General features: G+C 37.5%; 21 protein-coding genes, 1 pseudogene and 1 other annotated feature. Of the genes and pseudogenes, 16 read left to right on the top strand and 6 right to left on the bottom strand.

What is annotated here, in order from left to right:
- Nucleotides 1–16 precede the first annotated feature (16 nt).
- The 5 genes from ORL93_RS21340 to ORL93_RS21320 all read left to right on the top strand — a co-directional run bounded on the left by ORL93_RS21340 (nt 17) and on the right by ORL93_RS21320 (nt 5,352).
- A complete protein-coding gene (locus tag ORL93_RS21340; protein ID WP_098160517.1) occupies nt 17–799 on the top strand; it encodes a membrane protein insertase YidC in 783 nt (260 codons plus the stop codon).
- A gap of 156 nt (nt 800–955) precedes the next feature.
- A complete protein-coding gene (locus tag ORL93_RS21335; protein ID WP_018782758.1) occupies nt 956–1,762 on the top strand; it encodes a hypothetical protein in 807 nt (268 codons plus the stop codon).
- A 389-nt stretch (nt 1,763–2,151) separates the two neighbouring features.
- Nucleotides 2,152–2,387, top strand: a binding site (T-box leader).
- A gap of 65 nt (nt 2,388–2,452) precedes the next feature.
- Nucleotides 2,453–3,766, top strand: coding sequence for an APC family permease (locus ORL93_RS21330; protein ID WP_003209004.1), 1,314 nt, complete (start codon nt 2,453–2,455; stop codon nt 3,764–3,766).
- Nucleotides 3,767–3,929: 163 nt separating this feature from the next.
- Nucleotides 3,930–5,102, top strand: coding sequence for an MFS transporter (locus tag ORL93_RS21325; RefSeq protein ID WP_029427618.1), 1,173 nt, complete (start codon nt 3,930–3,932; stop codon nt 5,100–5,102).
- Between the two features lie 79 nt (nt 5,103–5,181).
- On the top strand, nt 5,182–5,352 hold the full coding sequence (locus tag ORL93_RS21320) for a hypothetical protein (protein ID WP_003209008.1): 171 nt from the start codon (nt 5,182–5,184) through the stop codon (nt 5,350–5,352).
- Between the two features lie 23 nt (nt 5,353–5,375).
- Here ORL93_RS21320 and ORL93_RS21315 read toward each other — a convergent pair whose 3' ends face one another.
- Together ORL93_RS21315 and ORL93_RS21310 are read right to left on the bottom strand one after the other, a co-directional pair.
- The gene (locus ORL93_RS21315) at nt 5,376–6,134 is read right to left on the bottom strand and encodes a TrmB family transcriptional regulator (protein WP_006096488.1); all 759 of its coding nucleotides are present in this window, start codon (nt 6,132–6,134) and stop codon (nt 5,376–5,378) included.
- Nucleotides 6,135–6,267: 133 nt separating this feature from the next.
- On the bottom strand, nt 6,268–6,915 hold the full coding sequence (locus ORL93_RS21310; protein WP_098160519.1) for an adhesin: 648 nt from the start codon (nt 6,913–6,915) through the stop codon (nt 6,268–6,270).
- A 197-nt stretch (nt 6,916–7,112) separates the two neighbouring features.
- Here ORL93_RS21310 and ORL93_RS21305 point away from each other — a divergent pair, with 197 nt between their 5' ends.
- Together ORL93_RS21305 and ORL93_RS21300 are read left to right on the top strand one after the other, a co-directional pair.
- Nucleotides 7,113–7,415, top strand: coding sequence for an MTH1187 family thiamine-binding protein (locus ORL93_RS21305; protein ID WP_001018864.1), 303 nt, complete (start codon nt 7,113–7,115; stop codon nt 7,413–7,415).
- A 114-nt stretch (nt 7,416–7,529) separates the two neighbouring features.
- Nucleotides 7,530–7,775 (top strand): YusU family protein, encoded by a 246-nt coding sequence (locus tag ORL93_RS21300; protein ID WP_006096491.1) that lies wholly within the window; start codon nt 7,530–7,532, stop codon nt 7,773–7,775.
- Nucleotides 7,776–7,842: 67 nt separating this feature from the next.
- Here the strand turns inward: ORL93_RS21300 and ORL93_RS21295 are convergent, their stop codons facing one another.
- Entirely contained in the window at nt 7,843–8,388 is a 546-nt protein-coding gene (locus tag ORL93_RS21295) for a GNAT family N-acetyltransferase (RefSeq protein WP_097795027.1), read from the bottom strand.
- Nucleotides 8,389–8,871: 483 nt separating this feature from the next.
- On the opposite strand from ORL93_RS21295, the gene ORL93_RS21290 reads away from it, so the two are divergent.
- Nucleotides 8,872–9,789: a proline dehydrogenase family protein gene (locus ORL93_RS21290; RefSeq protein WP_003201679.1), complete on the top strand. Its 918-nt coding sequence runs from the start codon at nt 8,872–8,874 to the stop codon at nt 9,787–9,789.
- Nucleotides 9,790–9,812: 23 nt separating this feature from the next.
- Here ORL93_RS21290 and ORL93_RS21285 read toward each other — a convergent pair whose 3' ends face one another.
- The gene (locus tag ORL93_RS21285; RefSeq protein ID WP_265959457.1) at nt 9,813–10,652 is read right to left on the bottom strand and encodes a D-alanyl-D-alanine carboxypeptidase family protein; all 840 of its coding nucleotides are present in this window, start codon (nt 10,650–10,652) and stop codon (nt 9,813–9,815) included.
- A 258-nt stretch (nt 10,653–10,910) separates the two neighbouring features.
- Nucleotides 10,911–11,057: a YuzL family protein gene (locus tag ORL93_RS21280; protein WP_003201682.1), complete on the bottom strand. Its 147-nt coding sequence runs from the start codon at nt 11,055–11,057 to the stop codon at nt 10,911–10,913.
- Between the two features lie 237 nt (nt 11,058–11,294).
- Between ORL93_RS21280 and ORL93_RS21275 the strand changes: the two genes are divergently transcribed.
- The 3 genes from ORL93_RS21275 to ORL93_RS21265 all read left to right on the top strand — a co-directional run bounded on the left by ORL93_RS21275 (nt 11,295) and on the right by ORL93_RS21265 (nt 16,807).
- Nucleotides 11,295–13,676, top strand: coding sequence for a 3-hydroxyacyl-CoA dehydrogenase/enoyl-CoA hydratase family protein (locus ORL93_RS21275; protein ID WP_265959456.1), 2,382 nt, complete (start codon nt 11,295–11,297; stop codon nt 13,674–13,676).
- 21 nt (nt 13,677–13,697) lie between these two features.
- Nucleotides 13,698–14,873, top strand: a complete 1,176-nt coding sequence (locus ORL93_RS21270; protein WP_003201686.1) for an acetyl-CoA C-acetyltransferase — start codon at nt 13,698–13,700, stop codon at nt 14,871–14,873.
- A gap of 149 nt (nt 14,874–15,022) precedes the next feature.
- The gene (locus ORL93_RS21265; protein ID WP_097795028.1) at nt 15,023–16,807 is read left to right on the top strand and encodes an acyl-CoA dehydrogenase family protein; all 1,785 of its coding nucleotides are present in this window, start codon (nt 15,023–15,025) and stop codon (nt 16,805–16,807) included.
- A 57-nt stretch (nt 16,808–16,864) separates the two neighbouring features.
- Here ORL93_RS21265 and ORL93_RS21260 read toward each other — a convergent pair whose 3' ends face one another.
- Nucleotides 16,865–17,311: a hypothetical protein gene (locus ORL93_RS21260; RefSeq protein WP_265959455.1), complete on the bottom strand. Its 447-nt coding sequence runs from the start codon at nt 17,309–17,311 to the stop codon at nt 16,865–16,867.
- Nucleotides 17,312–17,463: 152 nt separating this feature from the next.
- Here ORL93_RS21260 and ORL93_RS21255 point away from each other — a divergent pair.
- The 5 genes and pseudogenes from ORL93_RS21255 (at nt 17,464) to ORL93_RS21235 (ending at nt 19,406) form a co-directional block, all read left to right on the top strand.
- Nucleotides 17,464–17,692, top strand: a pseudogene (locus tag ORL93_RS21255) (helix-turn-helix transcriptional regulator).
- Nucleotides 17,689–17,976: a DUF2178 domain-containing protein gene (locus tag ORL93_RS21250; RefSeq protein ID WP_265959454.1), complete on the top strand. Its 288-nt coding sequence runs from the start codon at nt 17,689–17,691 to the stop codon at nt 17,974–17,976. Before ORL93_RS21255 ends, ORL93_RS21250 begins: the two are co-directional and overlap by 4 nt.
- A gap of 75 nt (nt 17,977–18,051) precedes the next feature.
- Nucleotides 18,052–18,768, top strand: coding sequence for an MBL fold metallo-hydrolase (locus tag ORL93_RS21245; protein ID WP_097795031.1), 717 nt, complete (start codon nt 18,052–18,054; stop codon nt 18,766–18,768).
- Nucleotides 18,769–18,958: 190 nt separating this feature from the next.
- Nucleotides 18,959–19,144, top strand: coding sequence for a hypothetical protein (locus ORL93_RS21240; RefSeq protein ID WP_006096499.1), 186 nt, complete (start codon nt 18,959–18,961; stop codon nt 19,142–19,144).
- Between the two features lie 13 nt (nt 19,145–19,157).
- Entirely contained in the window at nt 19,158–19,406 is a 249-nt protein-coding gene (locus ORL93_RS21235; protein WP_003201703.1) for a spore coat protein, read from the top strand.
- The last annotated feature ends 139 nt before the right edge of the window (nt 19,407–19,545 follow it).

The following is a 19,545-nucleotide window of genomic DNA, read 5'->3' as shown; positions in this document are numbered from 1 at the left end:
CATTGGAGGAATGAACATGTTAAAATCATACCGAGCTGTGCTCGTTAGTTTATCATTATTACTTGTTTTTGTTTTATCTGGTTGTAGCAGTACGGCACCAATTGATGCACATAGTACGGGGGTTTGGGATCACTATTTTGTTTATCCAATCTCGCTTATGCTTCAATTTGTTGCTCATCATGTACCTGGCGGAAGCCTCGGTATTGCAATTATTATCATTACGCTTGTGATTCGTTCAGCAATGATTCCATTAGCTGTTTCGCAATATCGTAGTCAAATGAAAATGAAAAAAATGCAGCCACAGATTCAGAAGTTGAAAGAAAAGCATGGTAATGTAAGCAAAGATATTGAAAAGCAAAAACAATATCAAAAAGAAATGTCAGAACTAATGAAAACGGGCGGTTGGAATCCTTTGGCTGGTTGCTTGCCACTTCTAATACAAATGCCGATTTTTTCAGCATTGTATTATGCGATTAGCAGGACTGAAGAGATTCGTACATCTTCATTTTTATGGGTAAACTTAGGACATGCAGATCCGTATCATATTTTACCGATTCTTGCAGCGCTAGCAACATTTATTCAAATGAAGGTTATGCAGTCAAATGTGACACCTGGAGAGCAAGTTCAAATGCTGAAAGTGCAACAGTTCATGATGCCAGCAATGATTTTATTTATGGGATTTGCGGCACCATCAGGACTTGTATTGTACTGGATTACAGGTAACATATTTACAATGCTACAAACAATTGTGCTTAGAAAAGTAATGGATCGTGAAGAAGGACAATTACAAAATGCATAGAAGAAAGCCGCTCAATTGAGCGGCTTTTATTGATTTGTTGAAGTTTATCTAATGGTTAAGGAAAAATTAAGAAAACCAATTTACTATGTGAATTGTATACGAAGGTGTACAAGTTTTAGAAAGTTATTTGATATGAAATGAAGGAGGAATTTTCATATGAAGAAGAAAACAATTGGGTATGTAGTAGCTGCAGGAGCTTTATCACTAGGAATTATGGGAGGGGCAGGTATCCCTGCTTTTGCTGCAGCTAGCACAGACAATTCTACACAAGCCACAGAACAAACTAAGAAAGGGACTTCGTATCAAAACTTGGATGAAGCAACGAAACAAAAAGTGCAAACGATCATGCAGGAGGCGAAAAAGCAATTAGCAGAACTAGGTGTGAAACTTCCTGAAAAAGGGAAACGAGGAGAAATGTTTGCTAACCTGGATGATCAGGCAAAAGAAAAGGTAAAAGCAATCATGGAGCAGAAAAAGTCTGGTACATTAACACATGAACAAGTAAAAGAGAAATTGGCTGAGCTAGGTGTGAAGCTTCCTGAAAAAGGGAAACGAGAAGAGATGTTTGCTAACCTGGATGATCAGGCGAAAGAAAAAGCGAAAGCGATTATGAAGAAAGAAAAAGCAGGAACATTAACTCATGAACAAGCAAAAGAGCAATTAGCAGAACTAGGTGTGAAACTTCCTGAAAAAGGGAAACGAGGAGAAATGTTTGCAAACCTTGATGAGGCGACGAAAGAAAAAGCGAAAGCGATTATAGAGCAGAAAAAAGCAGGAACATTAACTCATGAACAAGCAAAAGAGAAATTGGCAGAACTAGGTGTGAAGCTTCCTGAAAAAGGGAAACGAGAAGAAATGTTTGCAAACCTTGATGATGCGACAAAGGAAAAAGCGAAAGCTATCATGAAAAAGGCAAAAGAGCAATTAGCGGAGCTTAACGTTAAATTTCCAATCAAGGATTAATGGGAGCAAGCGAATAATTGATTAAAATACAGAAGATACGAAGACTTTTAATAGAACGGTCTTTCGGATGGTGAAATGAAAGAGACTGTGTATAGGATTTATTTGAGGCCAAACTTCTCCCACTGGAGAAGTTTGGCCTTTTTCATTATGCAAATGATTTCTATACCAGAAAGAATTTATTCGGCATTGGGCAGTAGGGCACCATACGAGGAAGATAGATGGGGATTATTATATTAGGATTAAAAAAGTTTTAAAATAATTATGAAATGAGCGTTTATGAAGCTTGTAGAAAATTTTAAGAAAAAAATTGTTCATATGATATATATATAAACACTCTTGATTTTTTTGAAAAATTCAATATAATGAACATTAACTACAAAATTCGACATCAAGAAGTGATGATGAGGACACGATCGATTTTTTACGATTCTCAGAGAGGGAAGTCTTTGGCTGTGAGCTTCCTAATACGGAAAAATAGATTACCACCTCTGAACTGCAGCAGTGAACGAACAATTAGTAATTGCTTGCCGGCAAACACCGTTATCTAGACTTGAGGAATTGGTGAAGTATGTTATTTTACTGATGAAACAAGGGTGGAACCACGAATACAACACTCGTCCCTTTTTTAGGGAGGAGTGTTTTTTTATTTTATTTTTGCATCACACTAGAATTGGAAGGAGGATACGCAGCATGCATCATGATGAGAAAAACAAAATTGGTTTAACTGTAGCACTATCTATCGTTGTGGGGACTATTATTGGGTCTGGTGTATTTATGAAGCCAGGAAGCGTATTAGATTACTCAGGGAGTTCGAATATGGCAATTCTCGCTTGGGTAGTAGGTGGCTTGTTAACGCTAGCTAGCGGTTTAACTGTAGCTGAAATTGGAGCGCAAATTCCGAAAAACGGTGGATTGTACACGTATTTAGAGGAGATTTATGGGAGCTTTTGGGGGTATTTATCCGGCTGGATGCAAACAATTGTATACGGCCCAGCTATTATTGGAACATTAGGTTTATATTTTAGCTCTTTAATGATTAACTTTTTCTATTTAGATAAAGTATGGAATTTACCAATTGCAATTGGAACAGTTGTGTTCCTTGGTGTTGTTAATAGTATGGGAACGAAGTATGGGGGGATTGTCCAAACAATTACGACATTCGGAAAGATGATTCCAATTGTATTAATTGTTGTGTTAGGTTTTTGGAAAGGGAATAGCGATATCTTTAATGTAGTTGTACCATTATCAGAAAACCAAAGTATTGGAATGGCAATTTTAGCAACTTTATTTGCTTACGATGGCTGGATTTTACTTGCTTCTATTGGCGGTGAAATGAAGAATCCAACAAAGTTATTACCAAAGGCAATGACAGTGGGGATTTTAATTGTAACAGTTGCTTACGTATTAATTAACTTAGCTCTACTGAAAGTATTACCAGCTGCGAAAATCGTGGATCTTGGTGAAAATGCGACAGCGACAGCAGCAAGTATGTTGCTTGGAGAATATGGCGGGAAAATCATTAGTATCGGTATTATCATTTCTATTTTTGGATGCTTAAACGGAAAGATTTTAACATTCCCGCGTATTCCAATGTCAATGGCGGAACGTGGACAACTTCCATTTTCTAAGTTTATTGCAAAGGCACATGAAAAATTTAAAACACCAGCAAATGCGATTACTTTTGAAATTATATTAGGGATTATTTTAATGATTATGAGTGATCCAAATAAGCTATCTGAGATTTCCGTATTTATTATTTATATTTTCTATGTGATGACATTTATCGGCGTCTTTATTTTACGAAAACGTAATGAAGGGAAAGAACGTGCATACAGTGTACCACTATTCCCGATCGTACCAATCGTGGCGATTTTAGGATCACTATTCGTAATTGGAAGTGCGATTATTAATGATTGGAAAAGCTGTTTCTTATCGATTGGAATGGTATTTACAGGTCTTCCGGTTTATTGGTATTTAAATAAGAAAAAAGAAACGCAGTCTTAAAGAATAGGGATAGTGAAAAGAGCGGGCATATGATATGTCTGCTCTTTTGTTTGTAAAAAATTTCCGGGTGTATGCAGGAGAATTTACACTTGATTGCAAATGTCATTTTGGTTACTATGATTGTAGTAACCAAAAGTGAACGAGAGAAAGTGTGGGGAAAAACTTGAATTTTCGTGTATATATTTTAGCTATTGCGGCATTCGTAGTCGGGACGGTTGAATTAATTATTGGGGGTACGCTGGATTTAGTAGCAAATGATTTAGGCGTATCTATTAGTGTAGCTGGGCAATTAATTACAATATTCTCTGTTGTATTTGCTCTTTCAGGGCCAATTTTATTAGCGATGACAGGGAAAATTGAGCGTAAAACATTATATATCAGGGCATTATCTATTTTTTTAATTGGTAATATCATTTCAGCATTTAGTTTGAATTACGGGATGCTCATGTTCTCAAGGGTCATTTGTGCAGCAAGTGGGTCGTTGATTATCGCATTGTCAGTAACGTTAGCTTCTAGTGTGGTGGCACCGCATTTTCGTGCGCGTGCAATCGGAATTATTTTTATGGGGATTAGCGGGTCGCTTGTACTTGGTGTACCACTCGGTCTTGTCCTTGGGAATGCATACGGATGGCGGGCTCCATTTGTTTTAATTTCGGTATTAACGGTTATAGCAATTGCGAGTATTTCTTTATTCTTAACAAAAGTTCCACCAGTAGCTGTATTGTCGATAAGAGAACAAATTGCTACTTTGAAAGATAAAAAGATTGTGAGTGCGCAGTTAACATCATTCTTATTTTTAACAGGACATTTAACACTGTACGCATATTTAACACCCTTTTTAAAAGACGTGATGCATGTGGAAGCAAACTGGATTAGTGTATTTTACTTTATTTTCGGCATTGCAGCAGTAATCGGCGGCGGATTTGGTGGTTGGCTTGCAGATAAGTGGGGCTCGAAGAAAAGTATTATCTCCATTATTATCATCTTTGCATGTGCCATCTTTATCTTACCGATGATGACATTTTCATTTCCGCTATTTATTATCATGATGGGGCTTTGGAGTATGTTAAGCTGGGCAATTTCACCAGCGCAGCAAAATTATTTAATTGAAATTGCACCGGAATCAGCTGGTATTCAGCAAAGCTTAAACAACTCAGCGCTTCATTTAGGAATTGCACTTGGTTCAACGGTAGGCGGAGCTGTTATTGAACAATCGTCGGTTATATATAATGCATGGGTAGGCGGAGGCTTTGTGATTTTAGCACTGCTTTGCGCGGTCTTCTCGATTACGAGAGGGCAATCTACTCATGTGGCAAAGAAGGAATCTATCGTTTGATAGATTCTTTTTTGTTTGAAGTGAATTGAAGGATTTACCATTATGATATAGAAGGGTACAGGGAGAGGAGTGATGGTATATGGATTTGGAATCGGCGATTGGCTTTTTTGCGATGGTGTTACCAGTTTTTCTGATTGCTTTTGTACTACGATGGATTCGCTTCCTCTACCATAATTCTGAGAAACAGGTTCAGCAAAATGAGAAGATTATTGAGTTATTAACTGAAATAAAAAAGCAAAATGAAAAATAGCAAAGAGAGCTCCTTTGCTATTTTTAATATCGTAACTTTATTAAAATGCTGCGTATTTCCTCATCATTCATAAAGAGATCGTGATGTTTCTGTGTAATTTTTGCAAGTGCAACATCATGATAGAAGAACTCCGTAAAGAATTTTACGAATGGCGGAGACATTGTTTTCATCGCTTGCCACGATTCTTGCTCTACCCCAGCAAATAAAATTTCACGATCATCAACAATAAGAAGTAAGTAACGTTCTAATGCGTTAGGTTCTTCAGTTGGAATGAGAAAATGAACATTTGACAGTTCTGTTTTCACATCTCCAACTACAAGTGCTTCAATATCAATGCCTTGCTTTGCTTGTTTCTCAAGTAAGGGAAGATATTCTAAAAAGGTATCATTCCAAGCGGAAATACGGATAGATTGTTTCGCTTCTTCTACTAACTGCTTACTTTGTACTTGAATAGAAGACTGCATTTTTAAGCTCCAAACGCGGTCATCTGTAAAGGATCGTTTTGAAATATTTGTTTGAAGTTCTTTAATATTCGATTGAAATTCTGTCGTTAATTTTTGAATGGCAAGATCCAGTGGCAGGGCGGTATATAGCTTTTTCTTTTCTGAGACGGAATCCATAACCATTCCTTTATCGATGAGGCGCGCTAATACTTCATATATTTTTGCTTTTGGAACACCCGAATGTTTTACAATCGTTGTTGCATCTAGTGGTTCATCGCTTGAAACTACGACTTCATATGCCTGGCTTTCGTATTGTGAGAAACCGAATTTTTGTAACATAATGCCCTCCGAACAAGTTAGATTCTATACTAAGAATAAAGAAGTATAAGCATTTACACAAGTACTTCACTTTTTAATCAGGAAAAAGAAAAAATAGAGTCATCATACATAGACTCTATTCTTTGTTGTATGTTTAATTATGAACCGCCTTGAACATAAGTGCGCCATTGTTTTCAGTAACAGTTAATGTACCGTTAATTGCTCGAGTTGAGAATTGCTTTGTTTGAAAATAATCTTTCGAACCGAGTTGTTCTAGAATAGTGTTCATGTCTTGCTCACTTAGAGCTGAGTCAATAGAACGAATGACAGTCTTTATTGTGGAATAAAAGGCGTCAATTTGTTCTTTAGATGTACCGGATCCAGCGATAGCAACAGCAGCGATACCGCCAGTTGCTTTATAAATGGAAACGCCTAATCCAAATTTAGTATTAAAGATTCCGTTATATGTTGCGATTTGTGCTGTTTCAGTAAAGAGTTTAATGCTGCTTACGTTAATGCCATTTGAATTTCCAACTGAGTTAATTGAATTTACCAGTTTTTGCATGACTTGAGCCGTATCTACTGAAGCTGGAGGCGGAGTTGGATTAGGAGGCGGAGTTGGATTAGGAGGCGGAATTGGAGTTGGATTAGGTGGTGGAGTCGGAGTTGGAGTCGGTGCTGGATCGGGTTTCGGCTTTGGATCAGGCTTTTCTACTGGTTTTGGATCCTTCTGCCATAAGTCACAAGCTGTTGTTCCAAATAAGAGGGGAATGGCTAATAAAGTGAGAAGTAACTTTTTCAATTGTCCACTTCCTTTCAAAAGGATAAGTTGATTATGGTGGTTCTTAAAAGGATAACACCAATATATGCACAACCAGTGGAAAAGGATTACAGAGGATAAGTATATTATGAAAAATAAATTAAAAGTATAGTTATGGTTAGTAAAGTAGGGGAGAGTTTTGTACAATAGAAATGAAACAAACATAGGAGGGAACTACCATGGCAATTGTTGATGTATCGATTATTCCAGTTGGAACAGGTAATCCAAGCGTAAGTGAATATGTAGCAGAAGTACAAAAAGTGTTAGAGAAAAACGCGGATCGCGTGAAGTACCAATTAACACCGATGAATACAGTAATTGAAGGAGATCTCCCTGTATTACTTGAAGTAATTCAACAAATGCATGAAGTGCCATATACAAAAGGTGCAAAGCGTGTAGCGACAACAATTCGTATTGATGATCGCCGAGATAAAGAAAGCACAATGGAGAAAAAATTAAATTCTGTTCGTTCGAAATTATAGGAGAAAGCAGCGATTTTTGCTGCTTTTTTGTATGGGTAAATTAGGTAAGAAATGTGTATCCATGGTACACTTTTTTATTATTGATTGTAGTACCTAGGGAAGGAGGAAAGGGAAATGAGTGACAAATTTAATGAGCAGTTTGATGGCTTACTTGAAAAGTATACAGAATTGTTACTAGGGGAAGGCAGTGAAGAGAGAAAAGAACAAGTGCAAAAGTGGGCACTGTACTCTTACATTGCTAAAACAATGCCAGCTTTAGTCAAGCATTGGAATGAGACATATCCAGAGGCAAAAGAAGAGATGGTAAAGTTAATCTCTGATATTAAAAGGTTAAATGAGGAACATCGTAATCAGAAATAAGAATGAGAAACCATTTTGTGATTTTTTACAAAAAAGCTTGGGGATCAATAGGCCCCAAGCTTTTAAGTCATATAGAGGAATTGTTTGATGGTTTCGTAGTTATCTCTAAACACCAATTATTGCATCGCATGACACTCCCTGGCGGATATTCGAAGTCACACTCACTAATAAATAAGAAGTCGAGCTTTTGGCAAATAGCGTTTGAAGCAGGATTATTGATGGCGGGAAAAGCATGAATGAATCTGTACCTTTGTTCCGTTTTAGCATGAGCGATAGCTTTTTCGACGGCCTTTGTTGCTATTCCTCTTCCTTGAAATGGTGGTAGGACGCTCCAGCCAATTTCGTATACGTTCTCTTCTTTCCAGTAGCTGTCCCAATATCCTATACTACCAATAATTTCGAGTTGCGGAAGAAGGACGATGCTAAACATACGTCCAGTTCCTAACTCACTAATCTTAAGGTACCGCTCGTGACGAGCAAGGAGTTGTTCTTCAGTCTCAGGCCCTCCTAAGTATTCTAGCATCTCAGGTACATTCATAAGACGAAGTAAAGTAAGATTAGCATTGTTCCAAGGTTCAATTCGAATTTGTTGTACATTCATTCTTTTTGGCATTTTTCACACTCCAATACGTGTTTTCCATCTGGGTAAAATTTTATATACTATGCAGGGATAGTACCTTTCAATGAAACCGGGATTCTATGTTTTTACACTTTCTATACTTATTTCAATAGAAATCCCCTCCTACCTTTTGCACTTGATTTTCTATGGGAGAGAACTAAGTACCTCAGGATTTTATATTTGTATTCATTTTTAGTCGTATTAATATCTTTGTATAACTTATAAAGAGAAGTAAGAGGTGTGACGAGTATTGTCGAATTTTTATTTTAGACTAGTTGTTCACCTGTTTTTCTAGTTTTATTTTAAATGTCGAAAAATTTTTATGGATATTTAAAAGCGAGAATATGGGCTTTTGAATATTTTTATAGTATTTTATAAATTATCTAAATAATTATTTGTATCAAATAATTTTAAAGAGTGATATAATTTTGAAGAGGGGTAAAAAACAGACAAAGTACAGTCATAGGGGTGAATTACATGGAACAATTAATGCGAAATTCGTTTCTTTTCTTGTCAAAAAATAAAGCGCTAACAAAACTGGCTAAGAAGTACGGTTTACGCTTTGGTGCAGGGCGCTTTGTCGCAGGGGAGACAATTGATTTAGCTGCTGCAGCTATTAAACAATTAAATCAACAAGGGCTTTGTGTGACAATCGATTATTTAGGTGAGTTCGTTGATAATGAAGCAGAAGCAAATGAAATGGCAAGCCAATCGATTGAAGCAATCCGTGCAATTGGACGTGAAAAACTTGATTCACAGCTTTCTTTAAAAATGACTTCTATGGGGTTAGACATCTCAGATGAAATCGTAATGAATAATATGCGCCGCATTTTAGAGGCTGCAAAAGAAAACGGTGTGTTTGTTACGATTGATATGGAAGACTATACACGCTGCGGAAAAACAATTGAGATCTTTAAGCAATTAAAATCTGAATACGATAATATCGGTACTGTTATTCAAGCTTACCTATATCGTACAGAAAAAGACATCGAAGATTTAAATGCATATAGTCCTAATTTACGTCTTGTAAAAGGGGCCTATAAAGAACCAGAAGAAGTGGCGTTCCCGGACAAAAAAGATGTAGATGAAAATTATAAAAAAATTATTAAAATGCACTTATTAAATGGAAATTATACTGCTATTGCTTCACACGATGAGGCAATTATTGAATATACGAAGAAACTTGCCGAAGAATATAATATTTCACGTGATCAATTTGAATTCCAAATGTTATATGGTATTCGTACGGAACGTCAACTTGAACTTGTTAAAGAAGGCTACAAAATGCGTGTTTATGTACCATATGGAAATGACTGGTATGGTTATTTCATGCGCCGCTTAGCTGAACGTCCAGCAAACGTTGCGTTCGTTTTAAAAGGAATGGTAAAAAAATAACCAAGGAGCTAAATACTCCTTGGTTATTTTAATTGTTTAAATGCGTAATGTGCCATTTTTTTTGTGTCTGGATATAACTGAGTGCGAGTAGAAGAAAGTACAACGTTAATAACACGCTTTCCATCTTTTTCATCGACTGTTACGATAGTATATTGTCCTAAAGCGGATAAACCACTTTTACTTCCAATTGCATATGGATCATTGTAAAGTTCTTCACGACCATAGTTTGCAATTTTGGGAGCGCGCTGTGAAGTATGCAACGTTGTACGCGTTGTGTTCATATATTCTAGCACAATCGGATATTTTAATGCTTCTTTTGTAATGATTGCGATGTCATAAGGGGAAACCTTATTGCCGAGTGCGTCAGCCCCGCTCGCATTTTTGAAAGTTGCATGTTTTGTTCCGAGTTCTTTCGCTCTTGCATTCATCATTTTTACAAACTTCTCTTTTGATCCTGCAATATGTTCTGCGATAGACTCAGCAATTGGATCGGCACTGATGATAAGCATCAGTTTTAATGCCTCGTCTCTTTTTAATTTTTCACCAGCACGAAGCTTAATTTTCGCACTCTGACTTTCCGTTTTTATCGCATTTTCTGTGATAGTAATTTCCTCATCTTCTTTTACATTCTCTAGTAACAGAATGGTTGTCATCATTTTGGCTACACTTGCTGGATAAGAACGTTCTTCTTCCCGTTTTCCGTACAAAACTTCCCCCGTATTTGCATCGATTGTAACACCATATTTTCCTGTGATATCAGGCTGATTACTTCTTACGTCTTTTTGCCTTTTTGTGTAAGAAAAGAAAATCATACTTGTAAATAGTGTAGCAATCATCACAATCATGATTATTGTTCGTTTCATTATGCAGTCCCTCTTTTGTCTTTCCTTATGTACAAATAAATTGGGCAGAAAAGCAGCCCAATACTCATTATGCCACGTTTTCTGCCCAAAAATATAGAGGAAGTTCAAAAAGTCCGGTAAAGATAGCTGTCGCATTTCTTCGTTACGTCGCCAGTCCGGTACTCATGTAGTTGCACCTACACTCCGTATCCTCCCGGCTTCCGCGCCCCGAACTGCTCGTCTCTCTTTATCCTCCTTTTTGAACAAGCGCATATAGCGTTATTTTTCGCCCATGTTGTGCTTTTTGTATTGCTGGTTATTACCTTGGCGTCCTTTTTCGATGCCGCGATCAACTGGACCTGCATTTCCTGTTACACTCGCTGCACTAACACCTGCTTTTGAAGGGTCTTTCTTAAGTCTAGCCATATATATTCCTCCATTTTTGTCAAATTCTAAAAAGGGAAAAGCGTATTTTATCAAGAAAATACACAATTATAGAGTACCCAAACAAAAGAAAAGTATTTATTTCAGAAAATTTTATCAATAAATATATTGCGAAAATTTAAACAGTATCATATATTTATTAGTAGAGGCTCACTCATTGATTGCGACGCATGTCGAAAAATTGAATGAGCATTCATTCAAGAATAGGGGGAGAAATGGATGTTCCAAATTAAAAAGGCTGCTGTTCTCGGTTCTGGCGTAATGGGCTCAGGGATTACTGCACATTTAGCCAATATCGGTATACCAACATTATTGCTTGATATTGTACCACAGGCGCTTACGAAAGAAGAGGAAGCGAAGGGGCTTACATTAGAACATAAAAGTGTGAGAAATCGTTTTAGTAACGGGGCACTGCAAAAATTAGTAAAGCAAAAGCCAGCTCCTCTTACAGTGAAAGGTAATCTGGCATTGATTGAGGCAGGAAACTTAGAGGATGACATTGAGCGCCTTGCTGATGTAGATTGGATTATCGAAGTTGTTGTTGAAAACTTAGATGTTAAAAAGAAACTATTTGAAAAAGTAGATGCTGTTCGTAAAGCTGGCTCTATTGTGAGCTCAAATACATCAGGTATTTCCGTTGAGAAAATGGCAGAAGGGCGTTCAGATGACTTTCAAAAACATTTCCTAGGAACGCATTTCTTTAACCCACCACGATATTTAAAACTTCTAGAGATTATACCGACAAAAGAAACAGATCCACAAGTGTTAAACTTCATGAAATTATTTGGCGAAGACGTTCTTGGAAAAGGCGTTGTTATTGCGAAAGATACACCAAACTTTATTGGGAACCGCATCGGTACGTACGGTTTACTTGTAACGTTGCAAGAAATGATCAAGCGTGGCTATAGCGTTGGGGAAGTTGATTCTGTAACAGGCCCATTAATCGGTCGTCCAAAGAGTGCAACGTTCCGTACGTTAGATGTTGTTGGGTTAGATACATTTGTTCATGTTGCGAACAATGTATATGAAAACGTGCAGGAAGAAGAAAGAGATGTATTTAAAGTACCAGCTTTCATGCATGACATGCTAGATAAAAAATGGCTTGGAAGTAAAACAGGTCAAGGTTTCTTCTTAAAACAAGGAAAAGAAATTTTAGAGTTAAATCCTGAGACGATGGAATATGAAGCGCGTAAGAAATTAAAAGCCGCATCCGTAGAGTTAAGTAAACAAGAAAAAGGACTAGCGAACAAATTGAAAGCGCTTGTATATGCGAAGGATCGTGCAGGAGAGCTATTATGGAATATTATCACGCCAACTCTTTTATATTCTGCGAAGCTTCATAAAGAAATCGCAGATGATATTGTCGCAATTGATCAAGCGATGAAATGGGGATTTGGCTGGGAGCAAGGTCCATTTGAAGTTTGGGATGCAATTGGCGTAGAAAAATCCATTCAAAAGATGGAAGAGAACGGCCAAGTTGTTCCTGTGTGGGTAAAAGACATGTTAGAGAAAGGATTTGGTTCTTTCTATAAACATGATAATGGTGAAAGCTATTACTACGATAACGGTGAATATAAGCTTATCCGACGTAATAAAAAAGCAATTTCTCTTAAGCAATTAAAAGAGAAAAATGGCGTGTTAAAGAAAAACAGCGGAGCGAGCTTAATTGATTTAGGTGATGGCATCCTTTGCTTAGAATTCCATTCGAAGAGCAATGCGATTGGTATGGATATTACGCAAATGATTAATTACGCTGTTGACGAAGTAGAAAAGAATTATAAAGGACTTGTTATCGGAAACCAATCGAAGAACTTCTGCGTTGGTGCAAACCTTGCGATGATCTTAATGGAAGCACAAGATGACAACTACTTTGAAATTGAGTGGGTCGTGAAAAACTTCCAAGACGCAATGATGAAAATTAAATACAGCTCTAAGCCAGTCGTTGCAGCGCCATATGGTATGACGCTTGGTGGCGGTACAGAAGTTTGCTTACCAGCAGCTAGCATTCAAGCTTCTAGCGAAACGTACATGGGATTAGTAGAAGTCGGCGTTGGTTTAATCCCTGGCGGTGGCGGTAACAAAGAACTATATATTAAACATTTAAACAAAATGGCAAACGGTGTGGAGTTTGACCTGCAAAAGGTTGCGAATAAAGTGTTCGAATCAGTTGCGATGGCAAAAGTATCTACATCAGCGCAAGAGGCTGTTTCTCGCAACTTCTTAGGCGATAAAGATGGTATTAGTGTGAATGGTGATCACTTACTATATGATGCAAAACAAAAAGCACTGGCTTTATATGAAGCGGGTTACAAAGCACCGATTCGTAAAAAGATACCGGTTGTTGGTGAGACAGGATATGCAACGCTTTTACTTGGAGCTGAAGCAATGCATTTATCTGGTTATATTTCCGAGTATGATTTACACATTGCGAAAAAGCTCGCATATGTCATTGCCGGCGGAAAAGTACCATACGGAACAGAAGTTGATGAGCAGTATTTATTAGATGTGGAACGTGAAGCATTTATCAGTTTAGTAAGTGAGATGAAATCACAAGCAAGAATGCAGCACATGCTTGTAAAAGGAAAGCCATTACGTAACTAATAACGAGGGGAGATATCGTTCATGAGAGAAGCTGTCATTGTTGCGGGAGCAAGAACACCAATTGGTAAGGCAAAGAGAGGTTCATTAAAAACAGTTCGACCTGATGATTTAGGGGCATTAGTAGTAAAAGAAACGTTAAAACGTGCGAATAATTATGAAGGACCAATTGATGATTTAATTTTCGGTTGTGCGATGCCAGAAGCAGAGCAAGGCTTAAATATGGCTCGTAATATCGGCGGATTAGCAGGGCTTTCTTATGATGTTCCAGCTATTACAATTAACCGTTACTGTTCTTCAGGACTGCAAAGTATTGCTTACGGTGCAGAGCGCATTATGTTAGGACATTCAGAAGCAGTATTATCTGGTGGAGCAGAGTCTATGAGCTTAGTTCCAATGATGGGGCATGTTGTTCGTCCAAATAGCCGACTTGTAGAAGCGGCTCCAGAATATTATATGGGCATGGGACACACAGCGGAGCAAGTTGCTGTAAAATATGGAATTTCCCGTGAAGAGCAAGATGCATTCGCAGTAAGAAGTCATCAGCGTGCAGCGAAAGCGTTAGCTGATGGGAAGTTTGCTGACGAAACAGTAGCTGTGGATGTAATGCTACGAACTATTGCAGCGAATAACAAAATTCAAGAAGAAAAAATTATCTTCTCACAAGATGAAGGCGTAAGAGCGGACACAACATTAGATATCTTAGGAAAATTGCGTCCAGCATTTAACGTTCGCGGTTCTGTCACTGCTGGTAATTCTTCACAAATGAGTGATGGAGCAGCGTCAGTACTTCTTATGGATCGTGAAAAAGCAGTGAGCGATGGCATGAAGCCACTTGCGAAATTCCGTTCCTTTGCAGTAGCTGGTGTACCACCAGAAGTAATGGGAATTGGACCAATCGCAGCGATTCCGAAAGCGTTAAAATTAGCAGGATTAGAGCTATCTGATATCGGCTTATTTGAACTAAATGAAGCATTTGCTTCTCAATCGATCCAAGTTATTCGTGAGCTTGGTCTAGATGAAGAAAAAGTCAATGTCAACGGCGGTGCAATCGCACTTGGTCATCCGCTTGGCTGTACAGGAGCAAAATTAACATTATCTCTTATTCATGAAATGAAACGCCGCAATGAGCAATTCGGTATTGTAACAATGTGTATTGGTGGCGGTATGGGAGCTGCTGGGGTGTTTGAACTACTATAAAAAAGTGCAGGCGGCTTGCTCAGAACAAGAGGACGTTGGAGGCCCTGACGAAGAGTGGAAACGACTAAAGGGTATAAAAAATAAAGGAAGAGCCAGCTTCTCTCAAAGTGAGAGAAGTGGCTTATGAAAATATGAAGGAGGAAATTTTCATGGAAAAAACAGTGGGAAATGCAGTTAAAGGCGGTAGCTTTTTAGTTGATGAGATTACGATTGATCAAGTATTTACACCGGAAGATTATAGCGATGAGCATAAAATGATAGCGAAAACGACAGAGGACTTTATCGTAAATGAAGTTCTACCAGAGCTTGAATATTTAGAGCAACATGAGTTTGATCGCTCTGTTCGTTTATTAAAAGAGGCTGGCGAGCTTGGATTATTAGGCGCTGACGTACCAGAAGAATATGGCGGAATCGGTCTTGATAAAATCAGCTCAGCATTAATTGCAGAAAAATTTTCTCGCGCTGGCGGCTTTGCAATTACACACGGTGCCCACGTTGGTATCGGATCTTTACCAATTGTTTTATTCGGTAATGAAGAGCAAAAGAAACAATATTTACCGCCACTTGCAACAGGTGAAAAATTAGCTGCATACGCATTAACTGAGCCAGGATCCGGATCTGATGCATTAGGTGCGAAAACAACAGCACGCTTAAATGCAGAAGGAACGCATTACGTGTTAAATGGTGAAAAACAATGGATTACAAACTCTGCTTTCGCTGATGTATTCGTTGTATACGCAAAAGTTGATGGTGAGCACTTCACAGCGTTTATCGTAGAGAAAGAATATCCAGGCGTATCTACAAGCCCTGAAGAAAAGAAAATGGGTATCAAATGTTCTTCTACTCGTACATTAATTTTAGAAGATGCATTAGTACCAAAAGAAAATGTACTTGGTGAAATTGGTAAAGGTCATATTATCGCTTTCAACATTTTAAATATTGGCCGCTACAAATTAGGTGTTGGTACAGTTGGTTCTTCAAAACGTGCGTTAGAAATTTCAGCACAATATGCAAATCAGCGTCAACAGTTCAAACAACCAATCGCTCGCTTCCCATTAATTCAAGAAAAACTTGCAAATATGGCAGCGAAAATTTATGCAGCAGAAAGCTCTGTATATCGTACAGTTGGTTTATTTGAAAGCCATATGAGCACATTAACAGAAGAACAAGTAAAAGATGGTAAGGCTGTAGCAGCTTCTATTGCTGAATATGCAATTGAGTGCTCGTTGAATAAAGTATTCGGTTCTGAAGTATTAGACTATGTAGTAGATGAAGGCGTGCAAATTCATGGTGGTTACGGATTTATGGCAGAGTATGAGATTGAAAGAATGTACCGCGATTCTCGTATTAACCGTATTTTCGAAGGCACGAACGAAATCAACCGCTTAATCGTACCAGGTACGTTCTTACGTAAAGCGATGAAAGGTGAATTACCACTTCTTCAAAAAGCACAAAAATTACAAGAAGAGTTAATGATGATGATGCCTGAAGAAGTAGGCGATGAGCCATTAGCGCTTCAAAAATATTTAGTAAATAACGCGAAGAAAATCGGCTTAATGGTAGCTGGATTAGCTGTTCAAAAATACGGTAAAGCATTAGATAAAGAGCAAGAAGTTCTTGTTAACATTGCAGATATCGTAAGCAACTTATACGCAATGGAATCAGCTGTTCTTCGTACAGAAAAAGCAATCAAAACAACTGGTCTTGAAAAGAATAAACAAAAAGTATTGTACACTGAAGTATTCTGCCAAGAAGCGTTCAACCAAATCGAAGCAGATGCGAAAGAAACAATTATCGCAGTTGAAAATGGTGATATGCTGCGCATGATGTTATCAGCGCTTCGCAAATTCACACGTCACACGCCGCTTAACGTAATTCCGAAGAAACGTGAAATTGCTGCGAAAGTGTTAGAGGATGAGCGTTATACAGTTTAATGAGTAATTAAAAACAGTAGTCACGTTTGTGGCTACTGTTTTTTTAGTTTTGTTAAACTAATCTTCACTAATTACTCCGTATCTCATTTTATCTCCCATCCACGAACTGACATCTCTCCATTTTACACTTTTCGCAGAAATCCAGCTTACTTCATATGGTGTGACCTCGTTAGGTTGCCAGCCGATATCATCTGCCCAATAAAATAAATTGTTTTGTAATAGAAGAGATGCACCGAAAATGGTTGAATCACGATTTTCAGGAGGCGGAGTTAAATGAAATTGTGTAACACCTTCAAATAGTAACTCTATTGCGGAGGGGTTCTCATACTGTCTTTGAAAAAGTATTCTTACGTTTGTACCAGATAATACCCTCATAGATAAATCCTCACCTACAAAGCTATCTGTCCACATATATAATTCTTTCAAACAACTATCGTGAAAGCCTCCAAATAAATGAAGGAAGTTTTCAATATTTTCTTTTGTTTTGATTGTATTCCAACTCATATAGCACCTACTTTACAGATATTTTAGTTCGGTTTTACTTTATTTCTATTGTACTAAATTGCCATTACTTTAACTGACGAATTTTTGCATTATGAAAATGTTAAAAATAAATTACAATCAATATATAGAAAATAATGTAAAATGGAGGGCTTATGAATCAGAGGGGAATGTTACAAAACAACCTGATTGTACTTCGAGCAGAGAAACGTTGGTCACAAACGGAATTAGCAAACCGTGTGGGGGGTTAGTAGACAAACCATTGCCTCGATTGAAGCAAATCGATACAATCCATCTCTTATTTTAGCTTTTGAAATTGCTCATGTTCTTGGTAAGGAGTTTCATGAAGTCTTTCAATATACGATAGAGGGGGAAATGGAATGATAATAGCAATAGGAATGGTCGCATCAATCGCAGGGTTAATTGGGGTGTTATATTCAACACGTTTTGAAAAGAAAGAGGGAAATGATGAGAGAGGGGATCAAATTACAGGAAATGCTGCAAAAGTTTCATTGTTTGTATTTTTATTTTTGTATTTAGTCATTTTTCTAATCGGTAACCTATATTCATTAACGAATGAACAGTATAAATTAGCAAATGCATGTTTATTGGCAGAAGTATTATGCTCCTATTCATTATCTATTTTAGTTTTGAGAAAAAGATATTAGATGAGAAAGAGCTGTTTTACATATTAATTTGTAAACGGCTCTTTTTGTTATGTTTGATTAGAAAGGATGAATGAGATGCGAATGGTACATAAAAGTACAATTTATCAATTAGCATTTTTTCCAAATCTATTTCCAATCAATTGCTATTTCGTTGAAGAAGAAAAAGGATTAACTTTAATTGATGCAGCATTGTCGTTTAGTGCAAAGAAGATTTTAGAATCAGCTCGAACAATCGGAAAACCAATTACGAACATTGTTATAACACATGTACATGATGATCATGTAGGTGCAATTGATACGTTGAAGCAGGTACTTCCTGATGTTCCTGTTCATATTTCAAAAAGAGATTCCCGCTTGCTTGAAGGAGACATGTCATTGCAGCAAGGGGAAGCGAACGTTCCAATAAAAGTTGGAGTATCTAAAAAAATACAGACGATCCCAGATGTGCTTCTGCAGGAGGGAAATCAAGTTGGTTCTCTTTTAGCAATTATGGCACCAGGACATACACCGGGTTCGATGGCCTTTTTGGATACAAGAAATGATGCATTGATTGTTGGAGACGCATTTCAAACAAGGGGAGGGATTGCGGTGGCTGGCCAGATTAAGTGGCTCTTTCCGTTTCCTGTGTTTGGAACGTGGCATGCAAAAACAGCATTAAAGAGCGCTCAGAAACTGCTACGATATAAACCGTCTGTATTGGCGACAGGGCACGGAAAGATGATTGAGGATCCGATGTTACGTATGCAACGAGCGATTGAAGAAGCTGAGCGAAATTTAGCGAGAAAGGTGTAAAGAAATGGGGAGATGAAGTGATGTGGGGGGGGGTTGAAAAGGTCCCTCAATAATTTAGAGGATTCTTTACTAAGAATGAACCTTTTATTTTTTAGTGAATCATCATCTTATACCCTCACTTTACATGCATACAATCCGAAAAGGAATAAATACTAAATGTTGAATGACTAAAGAAAGGAAGGTTTTTATTATGCCAAACTTAACAGAGCTTGAGCTTGAAAATTTACGTCATCTTATTGGAGGACATGCGACAGTTGCAAATAAACTAGATCAGTATGCGCAGCAGTGTACAGATCCTCAATTGAAACAAATGCTACAACAAGATGCACAAGCTGCAAGAAATACAAAACAACAATTAATGTCCTTTTTAGGCTAGGAGGGTATCGATTATGAATGAAAAAGATATGGTTAACGATTATTTATCGGAATTAAATGCTAGTTTGACTAGTTATGCGAATTACATAGCAGAGTCAAATAACGAACAGTTACATCAAACGCTGATTCACATTCGAAATCAGGATGAAATGAGACAACGTAATGTATATAAATATGCATTACAAAAAGGACATTATAAGCCAGCTGCTCCTGCAAATCCAACGGTTGTTCAGCAGCTGAAAAGTCAATTAAGCGCACAGTAATGGATAAAAAAAGCGAGTGAATATCAGATGATAATTCACTCGCTTTTTTATTTATATATATGTCAATAAAGATGTACAAAACATTTTTCCAGTTGTAACAAATATGACGAAAACAGAGTAGAGTGTTTCACAAAATATA

This window comes from Bacillus sp. DHT2 (assembly GCF_026241455.1).
Classification (GTDB): domain Bacteria; phylum Bacillota; class Bacilli; order Bacillales; family Bacillaceae_G; genus Bacillus_A; species Bacillus_A pseudomycoides.
Note: the sequence above shows the minus strand (reverse complement) of the source record. Positions and strands in the feature narration are given on the sequence as shown.